This is a genomic window from Nitratireductor soli, assembly GCF_001050155.1.
In the GTDB taxonomy this organism is placed as follows: Bacteria; Pseudomonadota; Alphaproteobacteria; order Rhizobiales; family Rhizobiaceae; genus Nitratireductor; species Nitratireductor soli.
The window spans coordinates 105,789-122,046 of sequence record NZ_LFVY01000002.1 but is presented as its reverse complement, the minus strand read 5'-3'; the positions used below and the strand labels follow the sequence as shown (position 1 = coordinate 122,046).

The following is a 16,258-nucleotide window of genomic DNA, read 5'->3' as shown; positions in this document are numbered from 1 at the left end:
GGCGTATAATTCTGTTCCATGCCGGTTTCCTAACGTTTTTGCGTGTCAAAAAACAGACGATTCTTTGCCGCGCGGCCAATCCCTCAGGAATTGTCGCCGCGCAGCATGACGGCCAGCATGCCGCGCACCTGGACCTCGGCCTGGCGGGCGACGCTCTTGCGATCTCCCTGCGCGGCGAACGGGATGGCCTCGCCATGGCGCACCGCGACATCGAGGGGTCGGGCAGCAAACACGGATCGCAGATGCGGCACGAGGTCGGTATCGCCGATCCAGGCGATCTGGGCGCGCTCGCGCCGGTCGAGCCGGAGCCCGCCCTTGCGCGTGTAGGCGATGGCGACAGGCTGCACCGTGACCCGCTCCGTCTGCGACGCGGCCAGCGCCAGTTGCGCGGCGCTGAACAGCGTGCTGTTGAAGGGCAGGAGCCGGTTTCCATCGCCGGTCGTGCCCTCGGCGAACAGCACCATGGGATCCCCATCGGCCAGGCGCTCGGCAATCTCGCGCGCCTGCTGAGGCGAGGTGCCACGGCGGTCGCGCTCGACGAAGACGGAGCGTTGCTGCCGGGCGAAGGTGCCGAGGATCGGCCAGCGGCGCATCTCCGCCTTGGCGATGAAATGCACGCCATCGAGCGAACCCAGCACCAGGATATCCAGCCAGGAGACATGGTTGGCGGCGATCAGCAACGGTCGGTCCCTGACCGGAACACCATCGACATGAACGTTCACGCCGAGAACGCGCAACGTCCACCGGTGCCAGAGTTGCGGAATGCGCCGGTCGCTCATCAGCGGCGTGCGCAGCGCGATCTCCTGCACCACCAGAAGCGGCAGGGTGTAGAGAGCGATGATCAGGATCGCGATGAGGAAACGAATTGTGCTGAACATCAGCCGCTGCCGCCTTTCCGTTAGATCGTCGCTCTACAGCATCGGCCCGAAAATCGGAATCGATTTTCGGAAAGCACGATGTGTAGATTCAAAGAGATAGAGCGTCCTTTATGCGTCCGAATGGACGCATGGCGCTCTAACGAAGGTCCCGGCGCATGACAAGCGCGCCGCTGCGCGCGCCCTTGGCGTCGCGATAGTAGTCGGGCCGTCCGCCGACCTGGTGAAAGCCGAGACGGCGATAGAGCGCGATGGCCGGCGCATTGTTTTCCTCCACCTCGAGGAAAAGGGCCGCAGCCCTGTCGGCGTGCAGCTTGCGCAGCACCGCATCCATCAATTGCCGCCCAAGGCCCTGCCGGCGCTGGCTCCGCGAGACGGCGATGGTGAGGATTTCGCCCTCATCAGCCGCCTGGCGCGCCAGGACAAAGCCGGTGGGCGCACCCGGGCGCTTGCCGAGCGGCAAGACGGCAAAGCCGAAAACCGTGGTCTGCGAGAGCAGCGATTCAAACTCCGCATCGCTCCACGGCCGGGCGAAATCCTCGGCATGCAGATCGGCGAGGATCAGGCTGTCGGCGACTTCGAGCGGGCGCACCGCATGTTCCAGTCGTTTGGAAAACAGCGCCATCACGCCCCCTTGCGCGGCAGCGCGAAATTCTGCTGCGGCGCGGCGTCCGGCGCCCGCAGATAAAGCGGCTTCGGCTTTTCCGCGCCCGCTCCCTTTGCCGCCGCGAGACGCGCATAGGTGGCGATGTCAGCCGTGGCGTCCATCGCTCCCATGGTGAAATCCATCGCTCCCGCCTCGGCCACCAGAGACGCGGCGCTTCCGCACAGAACCGGATTCTCCCGCCTTGCCCAGTTCGCCAGATCATCGGCCGACAAGCTTGCGGGCTCAAGCAGAACGTCACCGTCGGCGCCGAAGCCGGCGGCGAAAAGCTGTTCGCGGCGCTGGCCGAGCACCACCAGGACGGGGCGCTCGGGGAAGGTTTCGCGCGCCTCGGCCGCCAGAGCCTCCAGCGTGCTGACGCCGATGGCCGGAATGCGCAGCGCCAGGGCGAGCCCACGCGCCGCCGCCACGCCGACCCGCACGCCGGTGAAGGAGCCGGGGCCGACGCAGACGGCAATGGCATCGAGCGCCTGATAGGTGCAGCCAGCCGCGCCCAGCGCCGCATCGATGACGGCCATGACATGCTCGGCGTGCCCCTTGCCGAGATCGAGCACACTGCGGCCCAGCTCGGTATCCGCAGCGGTGTCATGAATGGATGCCGCGCAGAGGCTGGCGGCCGTATCGATGGCGAGGATCCTCACGGCGCTGCCGCATCCGGCAAGAGCAACCGATAGTGCGGCAGAAACCGGCCGGGGATGGAGCCCGAAGGCGACCGGCCCGTCAGCACGGCGCCCTGGCGCTCGTAGAACGCCGCCGCGCCGGGATCGGCGTCGAAGACCAGCGCCCGCGCGCCGCGGCATGCCGCTTCCGTTTTCGCCCAGTCGAGCAGCGCCTTGCCGATGCCCCTCGCCTGGCAGGCCGGCTCGATGAACAGCTTGTTGAGCTCGGCCTCGCCGCCTTGCACGGTGATTTCGGCCATTCCAGCGCAGGCACCATCAAGCTCGGCGACGACGATCGACGCGGACCGGTTCAGGGGATCGACCGTCAGTTCGGCACGGCAAGCCTCGATGAAGGCGGCGTCATAGCCATGCACCGCCTTCGAACGCAGGCAGAGCTCGGTCAACGCGGCGCCTTCGTCAGGCGCTGGCGGTCGCAGTCGCAACATCGGCCTTGTCCCGAGCCTTGAGTTCCAGCCTTCGCGCATGCAGCACCGGCTCCGTATAGCCGTTCGGCTGCTGGCGGCCCTTGAACACCAGGTCGCAGGCGGCCTGGAAGGCGATCGAATGGTCGAAGTCCGGCGCCATCGGCCGGTACAGCGGGTCGCCGGCGTTCTGCCGGTCGACCACGGCGGCCATGCGCTTCATCGTCTCCATCACCTGTGCCTCGCCGGTCACGCCATGGTGCAACCAGTTGGCGATGTGCTGCGAGGAAATGCGCAGCGTCGCGCGGTCCTCCATCAGGCCGACATCGTTGATGTCCGGCACTTTCGAGCAGCCGACGCCCTGGTCGACCCAGCGCACCACATAGCCCAGAATACCCTGCGCGTTGTTGTCGAGTTCCTTCTGGATCTCTTCCGGCGTCCAGTTGGGGCGCACGGCGACAGGAACGGACAGGATGTCCGACAGACTGGCGCGCGGACGATCCTTCAGCGCCGCCTGCACCGCGTGCACGTCAACCTTGTGGTAGTGCGTGGCGTGCAGGGTGGCCGCCGTCGGCGAGGGCACCCAGGCGGTGTTGGCGCCGGCCTTCGGATGGCCGATCTTCTGCTCCAGCATGGCGGCCATCAGGTCAGGCATGGCCCACATGCCCTTGCCGATCTGCGCATGGCCGGACAGGCCGCATTCGAGCCCGATGTCGACATTCCAGTTCTCGTAGGCCGAAATCCAGGGCGCCTGCTTCATGTCGCCCTTGCGGATCATCGGGCCGGCTTCCATCGAGGTGTGGATCTCGTCGCCCGTGCGGTCGAGGAAGCCCGTGTTGATGAAGACGACGCGATCACTGGCGGCGCGGATGCACTCCTTCAGATTGACGGTGGTGCGCCGCTCCTCGTCCATGATGCCCATCTTGATGGTGTTCGGCGCCATGCCGAGCGCCTTTTCGACGCGGCCGAACAGCTCGACGGCGAAGGCCACTTCCTCCGGCCCGTGCATTTTCGGCTTCACCACATACATGGAGCCTGCGCGGCTGTTCATGCGCCGGCCGTTCGCACCGATGTCGTGCAGGGCGATCAGCGCGGTGAACATGGCGTCCATGATGCCTTCCGGCACCTCGTCGCCCTTTGCATCGAGGACGGCCGGATTGGTCATCAGGTGGCCGACATTGCGCACCAGCATCAGCGAGCGGCACTTCACCATGAAGTCCCGACCATCGGGCGTCTTGTAGGCGGCGTCCGGATTGAGCTTGCGGGTGAAGGTCTTGCCGCCCTTGGTGACTTCCTCGGCCAGGTCGCCCTTCATCAGGCCCAGCCAGTTGCGGTAGACGACGACCTTGTCTTTCGCGTCGACAGCCGCGACCGAATCCTCACAGTCCATGATCGTGGTCAGCGCCGATTCCAGCCACACGTCGGAAATCCCCGCCAAATCCGACCGACCGATTTCGGAGGTGCGGTCGACCAGTATCTCGATCAGCAGCCCGTTGCGGCGCAGCAGCACCTGCAGTTCGCACAGATCGTCCTTCAGCAGGCCGGCAAGCTGGCCGGGATCGGCAAGACCCGTTTCGCCGCCGGCCGTCACCGCGACCAGCTTGCCGTTGTCGGCCCGCAGGCCGGTGACATCGGCCCATCTGGCTCCCTTCAGCGGCACGCTCTGGTCGAGGAAATCCTTCGCCCAGGCGATCACCTTCTCGCCGCGCTTGGGATTGTAGCCTTTGCCCTTCTCCGCACCGTCCGCCTCGGCAATCGCGTCGGTGCCGTAGAGTGCGTCGTAGAGCGAACCCCAGCGGGCATTGGCGGCATTGAGCGCGAAGCGCGCGTTCATGATCGGCACGACGAGCTGAGGCCCGGCGACCTCGGCGATCTCGGGATCGACATTCTCGGTCGTCACCTTGAAGTCCGGCCCTTCCGGCAGCAGGTAGCCGATCTCCGACAGGAAGGCCTTGTAGACGGCAAAATCCGCTGGCGCGCCGTTGGCGCGATACCAGGCATCGATTTTCTCCTGCATCGCATCGCGTGTGTCGAGCAGGGCGCGGTTGCGCGGCGCCATTTCGGCGACAATCTCGGCAAAGGCCGCCCAGAACGCGTCAGCTTCAACGCCGGTTCCCGGCAGGGCCTCGTTGACGGCGAAGTCGTGCAGTTCTTCCGCAACACCCAATCCATGAAGCTCAACGCGGTTCGTCATCTGGCCCATACTCCTCTTCCCGCAGGTCAAATCCGTTGCCTGCTTTCACCACGCCCGGCGCATCGGGTCAATTCGCCGGAAGGCACAAGATGCATCCTCAAGCATCGCGATGGCGGGCGACCCGCGGGCGGCCCGTTGCCTCGACGATAACGAAAGCCTCGACGAAATTGCGCCGCCCATCCGCATCGACCGCCCGCACATCGCGCGCGACGCGCAGTTCGGCCTCATGCGCGCCGGCGGCGACGGCGCGCATGCGCGCCTCGGTGCGCAAGACATCCTCGGCGAAGGAGATGGCCTCTTCCTCATCCTGGAAATCGCGCATCGCACCGGTGGTGCTGGCGCGGAACACGCCTTCGCGCGGCTGGCCGATGTGAGCCTCGACCCGCACCCGCACCTGGCCGACCACCGCGCCGATGGCGTTGGCCACATCCGCATGCTCTGGCAGGATGCATTCCTGCCCAAACAGGCCCGACAGCGCGGCATAGTGCAGCGGGGCGGACGCGCCGAGACCGATGATCGGCCTGTCCAGCGCGATGTCGAGGCGCACCAGGCCCTGCGTGTCATCCAGCGCGTGGCGCACCAGCGGATGCAAGGCCAGAGCACCGCCATCCAGCCCGTCCTCGCACAAGGCCGTTTCGAGCAGCACTTCGGCCGAACGCCGCGTCAGGCACGCCAGAACCTGGACGCTGAGCGCTTCGGCCGAAGGCGCCAGCGCATCGCCATTGCCATCGCGCCGGCGGGCGAAAAGCGCCGCTCCGCATTGCGCCGCCTCGGCGTTCCAGCCGGACTGGCGGCCCAGCACATGGGCGGCGTCCGACGGCGTGAAACCGACCAAAAGCGCCAGGCCACGCGAAACCAGGCGCCCCAACGTGGCGATCTGCGCGTTGGAGACCAGCAGGCTCTCGAGCGGCTGGGGTATCCTTTCGAGCCGCTCGTATAGGGCCTGTTCGCCCGACGTCAGGCCGGCGGCGTATTGCTGCGGCACGCCACTCAGGCAGGCGAAGCGGCCATCCTGGCGACCGACGAGCGGCCGGCCGAGTTGCCGCTCCAGCGTCTCGACGATCGTATCCCCATGCAGATGGGCGGCCAGCGACAGCGGCACCAGCCGGCGCGGACCCAGCAGGATGCGCGGCTGCAGCGTGCCTTCCTCAAGCGCCACCTCGGAATCGCCGCCAAGCCCGAAGGTGCGCATGGCGACGGCCTCGACCATGGTGCGATGGCCGCCGACGCTGGCGCCTTCGGGATCGATGCGCGGGTGCCCGTCCTGAAGGACGGCGATGTCCGTGGTCGTCCCGCCGATGTCGGAGACGAGCGCATTGGCCAGGCCGGTCAGATGCCGCGCGCCGACAAGGCTTGCCGCAGGTCCCGACAGGATCGTCTCGATCGGCCGGGCGCGGGCGAAGGCGGCGGAGACCAGCGCCCCGTCGCCGCGCACCACCATCAGCGGGGCGGCGATGCCGCGCGTTTCCAGGAAGGTTTCCGTCGCCGCCACGAGACGATCGATCAGCGAGACGAGGCGCGCATTGAGCAGGGTGGTCAGCGCCCGGCGCGGCCCGCCGAGCTGGGCCGAAAGCTCATGGCTCGCCGTCACCGGCAGGCCCGTGGCGGCGCGGATCAGGTCGCGAACGGCGATTTCATGCGCCGGATTGCGCACGGCGAAATAGGCACAGACGGCGAATGCCGTCACATCGCGCGCCAACGCCTCGACCTGCCGTTCGAGGTCGCCAAGCTCAAGCGGCGTCTCATTGCCGTGGACATCATGACCGCCGGGCAGGAACAGGACAGGGTCTGAGCCCAGCGCGCCGCGCAGGCCGGCGCGGTCGAGATCGGCCGGCGAAAAGCCGACCATGACCAGGGCGACGCGCCCGCCCTGCCCCTCGACCAGCGCATTCGTCGCCAACGTCGTCGACATGGAGACGAGGCCGATGGCGCCGGGCCGGGCCGCCGCACGCGCCAGCACGGCATCGACGGCACCGGCGATCCCCTCGGCAAGATCATGCCGCGTCGTCAACGCCTTGGCCTTGGCGACGACGCCGGAGCGCTCGCTGTACAGGACGGCATCGGTGTAGGTGCCGCCCGTATCGATGCCGAGCATAAGAGTGTCTGGGGATGCCGTGGTATCATTCATTGCCGGTGCCTGGCCTGTAAGCTGTGACGCCAGGCACGGCTTTACCCCATGCCGCCGAGCGGCGAAAGGGGCGGTGATGGCGCAAGGCACGACCTTGCTACATGCCAAGCCGCGACGTTGGTGTCCGGTCCACGCTAACGGTAACCCGCCGCCTGCAGTTCGAACAGCTCGGCATAACGGCCGTTTTGCGCGACGAGCTCGTCATGGGTGCCGGATGCCTCCACCCTGCCGTCGGCTAGAACGAGGATGCGGTCGGCCATGCGCACGCTGGAGAAACGGTGCGAGATCAGCACCGCCGTCTTGTCCTCGGACAGTTCCTTGAAGCGCCGGAACACCTCGTATTCCGAGCGCGCGTCGAGCGCCGCCGTCGGCTCGTCGAGGATCAGCACCTGCGCCTGGCGCATATAGGCCCGGGCGATGGCGATCTTCTGCCATTCGCCGCCGGATATCTCGACGCCCTTCCTGAAGCGCTTGCCGATCATCTGGTCGTAGCCGGCGGGAAGCCTGGCGATCACCTCGTCGGCCTGGCTGCGCATCGCCGCTTCCTCGATGCGGGCGCGGTCGCCCCGGGCATCGATGCGGCCGGCGGCGATGTTGTCGGCGGCGCTCAGATTGTAGCGGACGAAATCCTGAAAGATGACGCCCATATTGCCGCGCAATTCGTCGAGATCGTAATCGCGCAGGTCGCGGCCATCGAGCAGGATGCGGCCCTCGTCGGGGTCGTAGAGGCGGGTGAGCAGCTTGACGAGCGTCGTCTTGCCGGCGCCGTTCTCGCCGACCAGCGCCACCACTTCGCCGACACGGATCGTGAAGGAGAGGTGGCGCACCGCCCAGCGCTCGACGCCGGGATAGCGAAAGCCGACATCCTCGAACACGAAGCCCTCACCGATCGGCTGCGGAAAGGGAAGCGGGTTCTCCGGCGACATGATCTCGGGCTCGACCGCGAAGAAGGTGAACAAATCGTCGAGATAAAGCGCCTGCCCCGCCACGGTCGAGAAGCTGGACAGAAGCCCTTCGAGCAGGGTGCGCAGGCGGCGGAACGAGCCGGCGAGAAAGGTCAGGTCGCCGATGGTGAAGGCGCCTTCCAGCGTGCGCCAGGCGATGTAGGCATAGGCGAGGTAATAGCCGATCGTGCCGAGCGCCGTGAACAGCCCGCCCCAGGAGGCGCGCCGCAGCGCCAGCCGGCGGTTGGCGGCGTAAAAATCCTTCGCCAGTTGCATGTAGCGGTCGATCAGGAAGCGATGGAGCCCGAAAATCTTGACTTCCTTTGCCGTCTCGACGCTGGCTGCGGTCTGGCGCACATAGTCGAGCTCACGCCGCTCGGGCGTGCGGGCATAGTCGAGCGAATAGCTTTTCGCGTTGAAATGCGCCTCGCCGAGGAAGGCTGGCACCAGCGCGACGAACAGGAGCACGATCAGCCATGGCGCATAGATCAGCAGGCCGGCGGCGAAGCTGGCCACCGTCACCATGTCCTGGGCCTGGCCGAGAAGCTGGCCCATCAACGTCATGCGGCCGCTGGTCTGCCGGCGGGCGCGCTCGAGCTGGTCCTGGAACTCCGCATCCTCGAAATCCTCGAGGTCGAGGGTCGCCGCGTGCTCCATCAGGCGCACGCTGGAAGCGTTCGACACGCGCTCGGACAGCAGATTATCGACCAGCGAGACGACGCGGCCCAGAATGTCGGACAGCACTGCCAGCGCAAACTCGGCCAGGAGCAGCGCGCCCAGCCAATTGACGAGGCCGCTGTCGATCCACGCGCCGAGCGAGGCGGGCTTTTGCGCCAGCTGCACCAGCATCACCACCTCGTCGATGATGAGCTTGCCGATGTAGAGGGTGACGACGGGCAGCAACGCCCGCACGAGCCGCAGGATGAGCGAGGTCACGGTGAGCCGCGGGCTCGTCCGCCACACCATGGCGAGGAAGGGGCCGATATTCCTCAGCGCGCCGAGCCGTTCCCGGAACGAGCGCCCGGCCGGCCCCCGATCGCCGCCGCTATAGGCTCTGGGCATTCAGGATGGTCCTGCGATGGCGGGTGTTCTGGACATTGTTCCTGGCGCATACCACGATCCGCGCCGTTTGAGCGCCTGAAAAGTGATTGCGGGACCAGCGAAAGCACCATCGGCGCGACTGTTGGCAATGGCGGCAATGCGACGGGACGGGCATGTCATCCTGTCTCCGTCGGTCTGACGCCGGGCCGGCGCGGTCAAGCAGGCGCCTCCATTTCACCGTTGATGCTGGCCCGCGGTTCGGCTATGTAGGCGTCGTTCCGGCAAGTTTGCCGCGCGACACTTGGCCCGGCACCCGTAGCTCAGCTGGATAGAGCGCTGCCCTCCGAAGGCAAGGCTAAGTCAAGTGGGCTAGAGGCGGTTGTCGAAGAAATCGAGGGAAACCAAAGGGTTGGTCGAACTCGAAGGAAGCAGAGAGACCGCTTCCGTGGTCACGGAAGCACCACGGAAGCAAATTGAAGGAGTGTGTAGAGTACGAACGGCGACAATCGGCAGAGCTTTTTTGCTTCGCTCGGTTTGAGTTGTTACGAAGTTGGATTTGTGATTGGCCATGTTAGGTCGCGATCACTATCTGAACACCGAATGCACCCGTAGCTCAGCTGGATAGAGTGTCGGCCTCCGAAGCCGAAGGTCACAGGTTCGAATCCTGTCGGGTGCGCCAGTTCCAAAGGTCAGAAACAAATCCGCTCAGAGCCGCCGCATTGCGGTGAACGCCGAGGCGCAGCAAATGACCGACTTGGCGTGTGATCCTATGCGTCAGTCCGCCAGCGGTTTTCGTGTGGCAGCCATATTCCGGGCCATTCCAAGCAGGCGAAGGACAGCGCGCTTTGGATTGGATTCGAGCCAGACGGCCTTGACCACGCCGGTGGTGCCCTGACCGGTGATCGGCCGCCAGACCGTCCCCTCGATGCTGACGCCCTTGGCGAAGCTTGCGCCGGTGATCGTGAACCCCTTGCCGATCTGTATCTTGAGGATGACGGTCGCCTGACAGGCCTGGCATTGCTCTATGATCGGAGAGCGGTCGTTGTCCCTGATCGGCGGTATCAGGCAGGGATCGAGTAATGGACCATCGGCGCCTTGGGGTACGAGCAGACGTTCGCCAGCTAGATCGGCCCAGGTCAGTGCGCTTTTTCCGGCAAGTGGATGGCGGGCAGGAAGCAGAGCGGCCATTCCTTCCTCCCAAATTGTCTCGAAGCGGCAGGCCGGTGTGTCGAAGCCATCGCACATGAAGGCGATGTCGAGATGGCGACGGCGGATGGCGGAGGCCTGCTTGTGACAGGCTCCGTCCTGTATGGTGATATCGACATCCGGATAAGCCTTTTCGAAACGATCGATGAGACGGATCAGGAACTCGCGGCCGAAGGGCGCGCTGAGGCCGATGCGGAGCTTGTCGTGCTCCTTGTTTCGCCGCGCGGTGTGGCTCAGGGCCTCCTCAAGGCCGTCATAGTGACCACGAACACTTTCGATCCAGTCCCGGCCCTCGCCGGTCAGCCGCACCCCATTGTGACCGCGCTGGAAGATCTGGATATCGAGCTGCTGCTCAAGAGTACCGATGTTTCGGCTCACGGTCGATTCTCGCACGCCCAGTGCCTTGGCGGTGCTGCGCATACTGCCCGACTCGGCGGTTGCCAGCACATATTTCAGATAGCGTAAGGCGGCTTCATTCATGCATCGTTCGATAGTTGTGCTCACACCTCCTTTCGCGATGCTGGCGCGGTGCGTCCCGTCTGGAGAGTGATTGGAAAGCGCGGTGAGTTACGAGCCGTTCAACTCGGCAATGCGGTTCAGCGCCGAGCTGAAGCCCGACAGCGAGATCGAGAAGGCCAGTTCCTGCCCGCTGTCATTGGCGGTCACTGTCACCGAAACCGCCGTGCCGGCCTTGAGCGCCGTCACCGTCGCCGCGTCGAAGACGAGCGGAGCGATACAGCCCGCCGGAAGGCAGGTCGAGAAACGCAACGGTTCGCGCGGTGAGGTCTCGTCTATGGCGAGACGAACGCCGGAATCAAGCCGCAATCCAAATGGCAGCACAAGAACGCCGCTCGCAGCGTTTCCGCCCTCGGCGGCCGCCAACTCGACGGCGAGAATCCGCTGACGATTCTCGCCGCTCACCTGGGTCTGGGTCATCGCGCAGCGTACCGCGCCCTCTGCCGTGCGGCAGCCAACCGTCCAGTCGCCATGCGTCTCGTTGAGCGACGTGGCCCCGCCCGGCAGGCCCTGCGCCGCGACGCTTCCCGCACTTCCCAAGACGAGTGCGAGCGCGAATATGGGGCCGGATACTCTACGAACGTTCCCCATGCGCCTCAGAACTTGACGTTGAGGCCTAGGCTTGCGCCGTGGCTCTGCTGGTTGCCGGAGAACAGGCCGGTGTAGCCGGCGCGGACGGTCATGGCCTCGGTGGCCTCGTAGGAGAGGCCGAGGCCGAGCCGCACGCGATCGCGGCCGGCGTCGGGGCCGCGCACCTCGAAGCCCGTCGGGCTGCCCGCGAAGGCGAGATTCTGGCTCGGCACCACATCGGCGAAGGCATGCTCCCAGAGCAGCCGGCCGTCGAGCGTCACCTTGCCGGTCTCGGTGAGGATGACATGCTGGAGTGCGACGCCCAGCCCGGTATCGAGCCGCGTCCAGCTCTCGGAGGCGCCGGTGAGGTTGAGCGCCCCGGCTCCCGTCTCGGTGAAGCCGCCATGGCCCGACCAGCCGGCGTCCAGCGTGAACAGCGGCGAGAGCGTCGTGCCGGGTGCGACATTGAAGCCGTAGGCCGCCTCGCCGGAGAAGCCGATCGTGTGGTTCCAGTAGTCGGCCTCGGCCGTGCGGTCGATGCCGCCGAAGACGATCCTCCGCTCCGTCGACACGCTGCTGGCCGAGTAGGCAAGCGAGCCGGCCACCGACCACGGCCCGTCGGCCCAGCCGCCATAGACGCCGATGTTGAAGTTGTCGGCATCCATCGTGGACAGCCGCGCATCGACCGCGCCATGGCTCCTGAGATAACCGAGACCGAAGCCGAGCCAAGCCTCGCCGCTGGCGACGTCGATCGGACCTTCGTAGCCGCCGGCAAGGCCGGCCGTCCACCAGTCGAGCTTCCCGGCATTGCCGTCCGCCTCGATGACGCCGCGCCCGCCGAGCGGGGCGAGCCATGCCTGCGCGACGCGGTTGCTGGCATAGGCCGAGGTCGTCGCACCGTCGATCGCCGCCACGCCCGGACCGGCCGTTGTCGTGGGACCGTAGCCGAGTGGGGCCGTGTAGACCCGACCGCCCGTGCCCCCGCCGCCAAGGCCCGCCGCGCCCTGCTGGCGCAGCGTGCGCGAGAACAGCCCGAACGTCTGGTCGATGACGTGCTGGCCCGAGGCATGGATCTCGCCCGAGGACAGGTCGAAGGCGCGGCGCGCCTCGTTGGCGTCGGTCAGGAACAAAAGCTCGTTGTAGACGGCAAGCGCATCGCCGCTCTGCTCGAGATCGTTCAGTCCCGTCGCCGCCTGGAACTGGTTGAAGGTCTGCGCGACCGTGGTGAAGTCGCCGCCGGTTCCGCCCGCGCTCAACAGCAGGTCGACGAAGCTCGCGCCGTAGTCGAGGTCGGCCGTCAGGAACAGGAAGGGCTGGTTGAGCGTGAAGTCGCCATTGCGCACCAAAGTCCCGGCCGTGATGAGCCGATAGGTCTGCCCGTCCGCATAGCTGACTTCCGGGCTGAGCTTGACGATTTCGACCGCGCCGCCGTTGATGGTTGCTGTGCCCGTGACCGAGAGCAGGTCGGCCTGGTTCGGCGCTTCGACCTCGACCACATAGGTCGAGCCGGCGTTGAAGGTCGCGTCGCCTACCACCGTCATGGTGCCGATGGAATTGCCGGGCGAGAGCGTGCCGCCAGTGTTCAGCGTGAGGCCGCTGATCGTGCCGATGCCGGTCAGCGTGCCGCCGGAGTTGACCGTGACGGCCGAGACAAGCGAGCCGGCGACGTCGAGCGTGCCGGCATTGACTGATGTGCTGCCGGTATAAGTGTTGACGCCCGAAAGCGTCAGCGTGCCGGTTCCCACCTTGACCAGCGAACCGCCAACGCCGGGGGTCCAGCATTCCGTGCCGGTCGGGCCGCAATCGCTGATGGCGCCGCTCACCTCGGTACTTTGACCGTTGCCGCCGACCGTGAGCGTTCTCGATCCGAGATAGATGTCGCCCGCGCCAGCAATCGAGCCGGCGCTGATCTGTCCGTCGCTGGCCGGACCCGTCGTGTGAGAGAAATCAACCAATCCCGCGGCATTGTTGGTGATCGCAGCATTGCCCGCCGTGCTGGTATCGCTAAACTGAAGAAAACTATTGTTAGTGATGGTGGCGTTGTCCGCCGTACTGCTATGCCCGAAAACCAAGCGATCATTGTTGGTGATTACGGCAGTGCCTGCGGTGCTTGTGTCGCGGAACTGCAAACTATCATTGTTGACGATCGAGGCGCTACCAGCGGTGCTTGCATCATAGAAATCAAGACTGACTTCGTTGGTAATAGTGGCGTTGCCGGCCGTGCTTCCGTGTTGAAATGCCATGGTAAAATTGTTGGCAATTATGCCGTTGGCTACGCTGTCGTCTTGAAAAAACAAAAAGAGATTGTTGGTTATGTTGCTGTCGTCTCCAGCAGTGCTGCTGTCGTTGAAGACGGCAGTGCCATTATTGACGGTGGTGGCATTGCCCGCCGTGCTGGTGTTGAAGAACTCCAGCGTGTCGTTGTTGGTGATCGTGGCCGAACCGGCCGTGCTGTTGCCGTTGAAGCTCAGATTGTTATTGTTGATGATGGTGGCGCTGCCGGCCGTGCTGGCGGCTTGAAAGTAGAGGAAGCCGCCAGCGTTGTTGGTGATGGTGGCGCTGCCGGCGTTGCTGGTATCGTGGAAGTTGATGGTGAGGTTGTTTGCGATGGTGGCGCTGCCGGCCGTGCTGGTGTTGTTGAAGTTCGTCGAGCCGTTATTGGTGATAGTGGCGCTGCCGGCCGTACTGGTGTTGCTGAAATGCAGGCCGCTGTTATTGGTGATGTCGGCGCTGCCAGCCGTGCTGGTGTTGAAGAACCGAAGCGTGGCGTTGTTGGTAATGGCGGCGCTGCCCGCCGTGGCGTCCTGTATGAAGTTCAGAAAATCGTTGTTGGCTATTGTTGCATCGCCAGCCGTGCTGCTGTCAGCAAAACCCATGCCGGCATTATTGGTGATGATGGCATTGCCCGCCGTGCTGTCAGCGCCAAAGACCAGAGTGTTGTCATTGACGATGGTCGCGTCGCCCGCCGTGCTGGTATCGGTGAAATGGATTTCGCCCGTGCTGTTGTTGACGATCTGGGCGGCATCAGCGGAACTGCTGTCCTGGAAAAGCATATGACCATCATTTCCGATCACAGCACTGCCAGCCGTGCTGGCATCGGCAAAGGCTAGACCACCAAGCAGATTATTGGTGATGGTGGCATTGCCCGCCGTGCTGTTGCCGTAAAATTCCAGCGTGTCGTTATTGGTGATGGTCGCGTCGCCCGCAGTGGCTTGCTCCTGAAAATACAGAGTTCCATCGTTTGTCACATGGGAACTTTCGGCGGAACTGTCGTCCCGGAACTGCATAGTCGCGTTATTTAGGATGGTGGCGGTGCCCGCGTTTGTAGTTTGAAGAAAATTCAAGTTCGAATTATTCGAGATAGTTGCATTGCCCGCAGTAGACGAACTGATAAAGTTTACAATATTCCCATCGATTGAGATTGTTGCGTTTCCGGCCGTACTGTTGTTGAAGAAGCTAATTGATGCATTGCTTGTTATGTTCGAATCACCTGCGCTGCTATCATCGTGAAACGAAAGCGGTCCGCCATTGTGAAGAATTGTGCTCGTGCCAGCCGTGCTGTCATTGCGAAACTGCAGAAGGCCGTTGTTGTTGATGGTGCTGTCCCCGGCCGTGCTCGCGTCCCGAAAGTACAGATTGCCGAGGGCGTTGCTCGTGATGGTGGCGGCGCCGGCCGTGCTGGTATTGAGAAAAGTAACGACATTACTGTTCGCGCCCATGCCTGGCGCAATTACGATCTCAGCGCTGCCGCCGTTGACAACGATGCCGTCGCCATCGAATTCGAGTTCCCTGTAGCCGTCCACGGTGAAGACATAGTCCGAGGCACCCACATTGAACGTCCATCCGCCGATCGTTGTGGTGGGGGCTGAGAACGTCAGCGCGGTCGTGTTGGACGTGTCGAAGAACGCGGTGCCGGTCGGCACCGTCGCCGGGGTCCAGTTGCCGCCGGTGTTGAAGTCGCCCGTGGCGGGATTGAGCAGCCACGTCGCATCCTGCGCCGCCGCCGGTCCGGCCAGCGCCGCGAGCGCGACGCCCGCCAGCAGTGCCACCGCCGAGGAGCCGGTCATAAGGGTCTGAAGTTTTCTTGTCGGTTTGCGGCGGTTGCCCGTCATCGTCACTATCCCCTGTCGTCAAATATTCGGCCCGCCCCGGCGGCCCTGGTTGTCACTGTTCCGGCTATCGCGCGCGGCGCGGCCGCCCTGCTACTTTTTCTCGTCCCGACCCGAAGACGGCGTCATTCCAGGCCGCATTTCTTCGAGCATGCCTTCGCCGAGCCGAGGCTGCCGTCCGTCTTGGCGAAGCACTCGTCGAAACACTTCTGCTTGTCGTCGGAGAGGCCCGATCCCGTGACCGCTTCCGCGACGAGAGAGCCGTCCTCGCCGCGCAGGAATATGAGCGTGCGCCCGCCGATGCCGAGCGTGTAGCCGCCCTCGACCTTTTCGGTCCCGATCTCTTCAGCCATGTCCGTCCTCCTTCGCGTGAGCGCGCCCCGGCGCCCCCGCCTAGATATCGATCCGTTTCTTCCGGCTGGCGCCGATGACCTCGATGCCCTTGTGGCCGACGATGCCGTCGAGCCGGATGCTGACCGTGTAGGGTTTGATCGCCGTCAGGCAGATGCCGCCGTCGAGATGTCCGACGACCTCGATCCCCCAATGATCCGGCTTCTCGATGTAGATCAGCGGCGAGAGCGTCACCTCCATGTTGGCGCAGGGCGCTTCGCCGGACACGACCAGCAGTTTGATGCCGTCCTGTTCCTTGACCTCGGCCACGTCGAAGTCGATCCGGCGGTAGCTCTCCGCCTGCGGCAGTTGATCGAAATCCATATCGTCCCCCCTTCGTCCTACAGTGGTGAGCAAACCGGGCCATCGGCATCGCCCGGATTGGCGAAGGCGCCATCGTCCGGCCACGCCGCCACCGGCAGGTATTGACGCCCATGTCGCGTGGCCTCCGCGCCGATGGTCATTTCGGCACACGCCGACCCCCGCTCCCAAAACCTGCGTGGAAGATGTAACTTCCCGCAAATCCGAGGAGAGAATTCT

General features: G+C 64.8%; 12 protein-coding genes and 1 tRNA gene. 1 reads left to right on the top strand and 12 read right to left on the bottom strand.

The window, feature by feature from the left end:
• Positions 1-83: 83 nt before the first annotated feature.
• The 7 genes from olsA to AB843_RS02970 form a co-directional block, all read right to left on the bottom strand.
• Positions 84-878 (bottom strand): lyso-ornithine lipid O-acyltransferase, encoded by a 795-nt coding sequence (gene olsA, locus AB843_RS03000; RefSeq protein WP_048645312.1) that lies wholly within the window; start codon positions 876-878, stop codon positions 84-86.
• A 136-nt stretch (positions 879-1,014) separates the two neighbouring features.
• On the bottom strand, positions 1,015-1,500 hold the full coding sequence (locus AB843_RS02995; RefSeq protein WP_048645311.1) for a GNAT family N-acetyltransferase: 486 nt from the start codon (positions 1,498-1,500) through the stop codon (positions 1,015-1,017).
• Positions 1,500-2,180, bottom strand: coding sequence for a tRNA (adenosine(37)-N6)-threonylcarbamoyltransferase complex dimerization subunit type 1 TsaB (tsaB, locus tag AB843_RS02990; RefSeq protein ID WP_048645310.1), 681 nt, complete (start codon positions 2,178-2,180; stop codon positions 1,500-1,502). The genes AB843_RS02995 and tsaB overlap by 1 nt, the downstream gene beginning before the upstream one ends.
• Positions 2,177-2,644, bottom strand: a complete 468-nt coding sequence (locus AB843_RS02985) for a GNAT family N-acetyltransferase (protein WP_082143628.1) — start codon at positions 2,642-2,644, stop codon at positions 2,177-2,179. Before AB843_RS02985 ends, tsaB begins: the two co-directional genes overlap by 4 nt.
• Positions 2,616-4,814 carry a malate synthase G gene (locus tag AB843_RS02980; RefSeq protein WP_048645511.1) on the bottom strand — a complete coding sequence of 733 codons (2,199 nt, stop codon included), beginning with the start codon at positions 4,812-4,814 and terminating at the stop codon, positions 2,616-2,618. The genes AB843_RS02985 and AB843_RS02980 overlap by 29 nt, the downstream gene beginning before the upstream one ends.
• 97 nt (positions 4,815-4,911) lie before the next feature.
• Positions 4,912-6,942, bottom strand: a complete 2,031-nt coding sequence (locus AB843_RS02975) for a hydantoinase/oxoprolinase family protein (RefSeq protein ID WP_048645308.1) — start codon at positions 6,940-6,942, stop codon at positions 4,912-4,914.
• Between the two features lie 134 nt (positions 6,943-7,076).
• A complete protein-coding gene (locus AB843_RS02970) occupies positions 7,077-8,948 on the bottom strand; it encodes an ABC transporter ATP-binding protein (RefSeq protein ID WP_048645307.1) in 1,872 nt (623 codons plus the stop codon).
• A gap of 581 nt (positions 8,949-9,529) precedes the next feature.
• Between AB843_RS02970 and AB843_RS02965 the strand changes: the two genes are divergently transcribed.
• A tRNA-Arg gene (locus AB843_RS02965) sits at positions 9,530-9,606 on the top strand.
• Positions 9,607-9,701: 95 nt separating this feature from the next.
• Here AB843_RS02965 and AB843_RS02960 read toward each other — a convergent pair.
• The 5 genes from AB843_RS02960 to AB843_RS02940 all read right to left on the bottom strand — a co-directional run bounded on the left by AB843_RS02960 (position 9,702) and on the right by AB843_RS02940 (position 16,042).
• Positions 9,702-10,613: a LysR family transcriptional regulator gene (locus tag AB843_RS02960; protein ID WP_048645306.1), complete on the bottom strand. Its 912-nt coding sequence runs from the start codon at positions 10,611-10,613 to the stop codon at positions 9,702-9,704.
• 87 nt (positions 10,614-10,700) lie between these two features.
• Complete coding sequence (locus AB843_RS02955) at positions 10,701-11,189, bottom strand: invasion associated locus B family protein (protein ID WP_244467883.1); 489 nt, start codon at positions 11,187-11,189, stop codon at positions 10,701-10,703.
• A 56-nt stretch (positions 11,190-11,245) separates the two neighbouring features.
• Positions 11,246-15,331 carry an autotransporter domain-containing protein gene (locus AB843_RS02950; protein ID WP_048645304.1) on the bottom strand — a complete coding sequence of 1,362 codons (4,086 nt, stop codon included), beginning with the start codon at positions 15,329-15,331 and terminating at the stop codon, positions 11,246-11,248.
• A gap of 122 nt (positions 15,332-15,453) precedes the next feature.
• The gene (locus AB843_RS02945) at positions 15,454-15,681 is read right to left on the bottom strand and encodes a hypothetical protein (RefSeq protein ID WP_048645303.1); all 228 of its coding nucleotides are present in this window, start codon (positions 15,679-15,681) and stop codon (positions 15,454-15,456) included.
• A 40-nt stretch (positions 15,682-15,721) separates the two neighbouring features.
• Complete coding sequence (locus AB843_RS02940; protein ID WP_048645302.1) at positions 15,722-16,042, bottom strand: hypothetical protein; 321 nt, start codon at positions 16,040-16,042, stop codon at positions 15,722-15,724.
• Positions 16,043-16,258 lie beyond the last annotated feature (216 nt).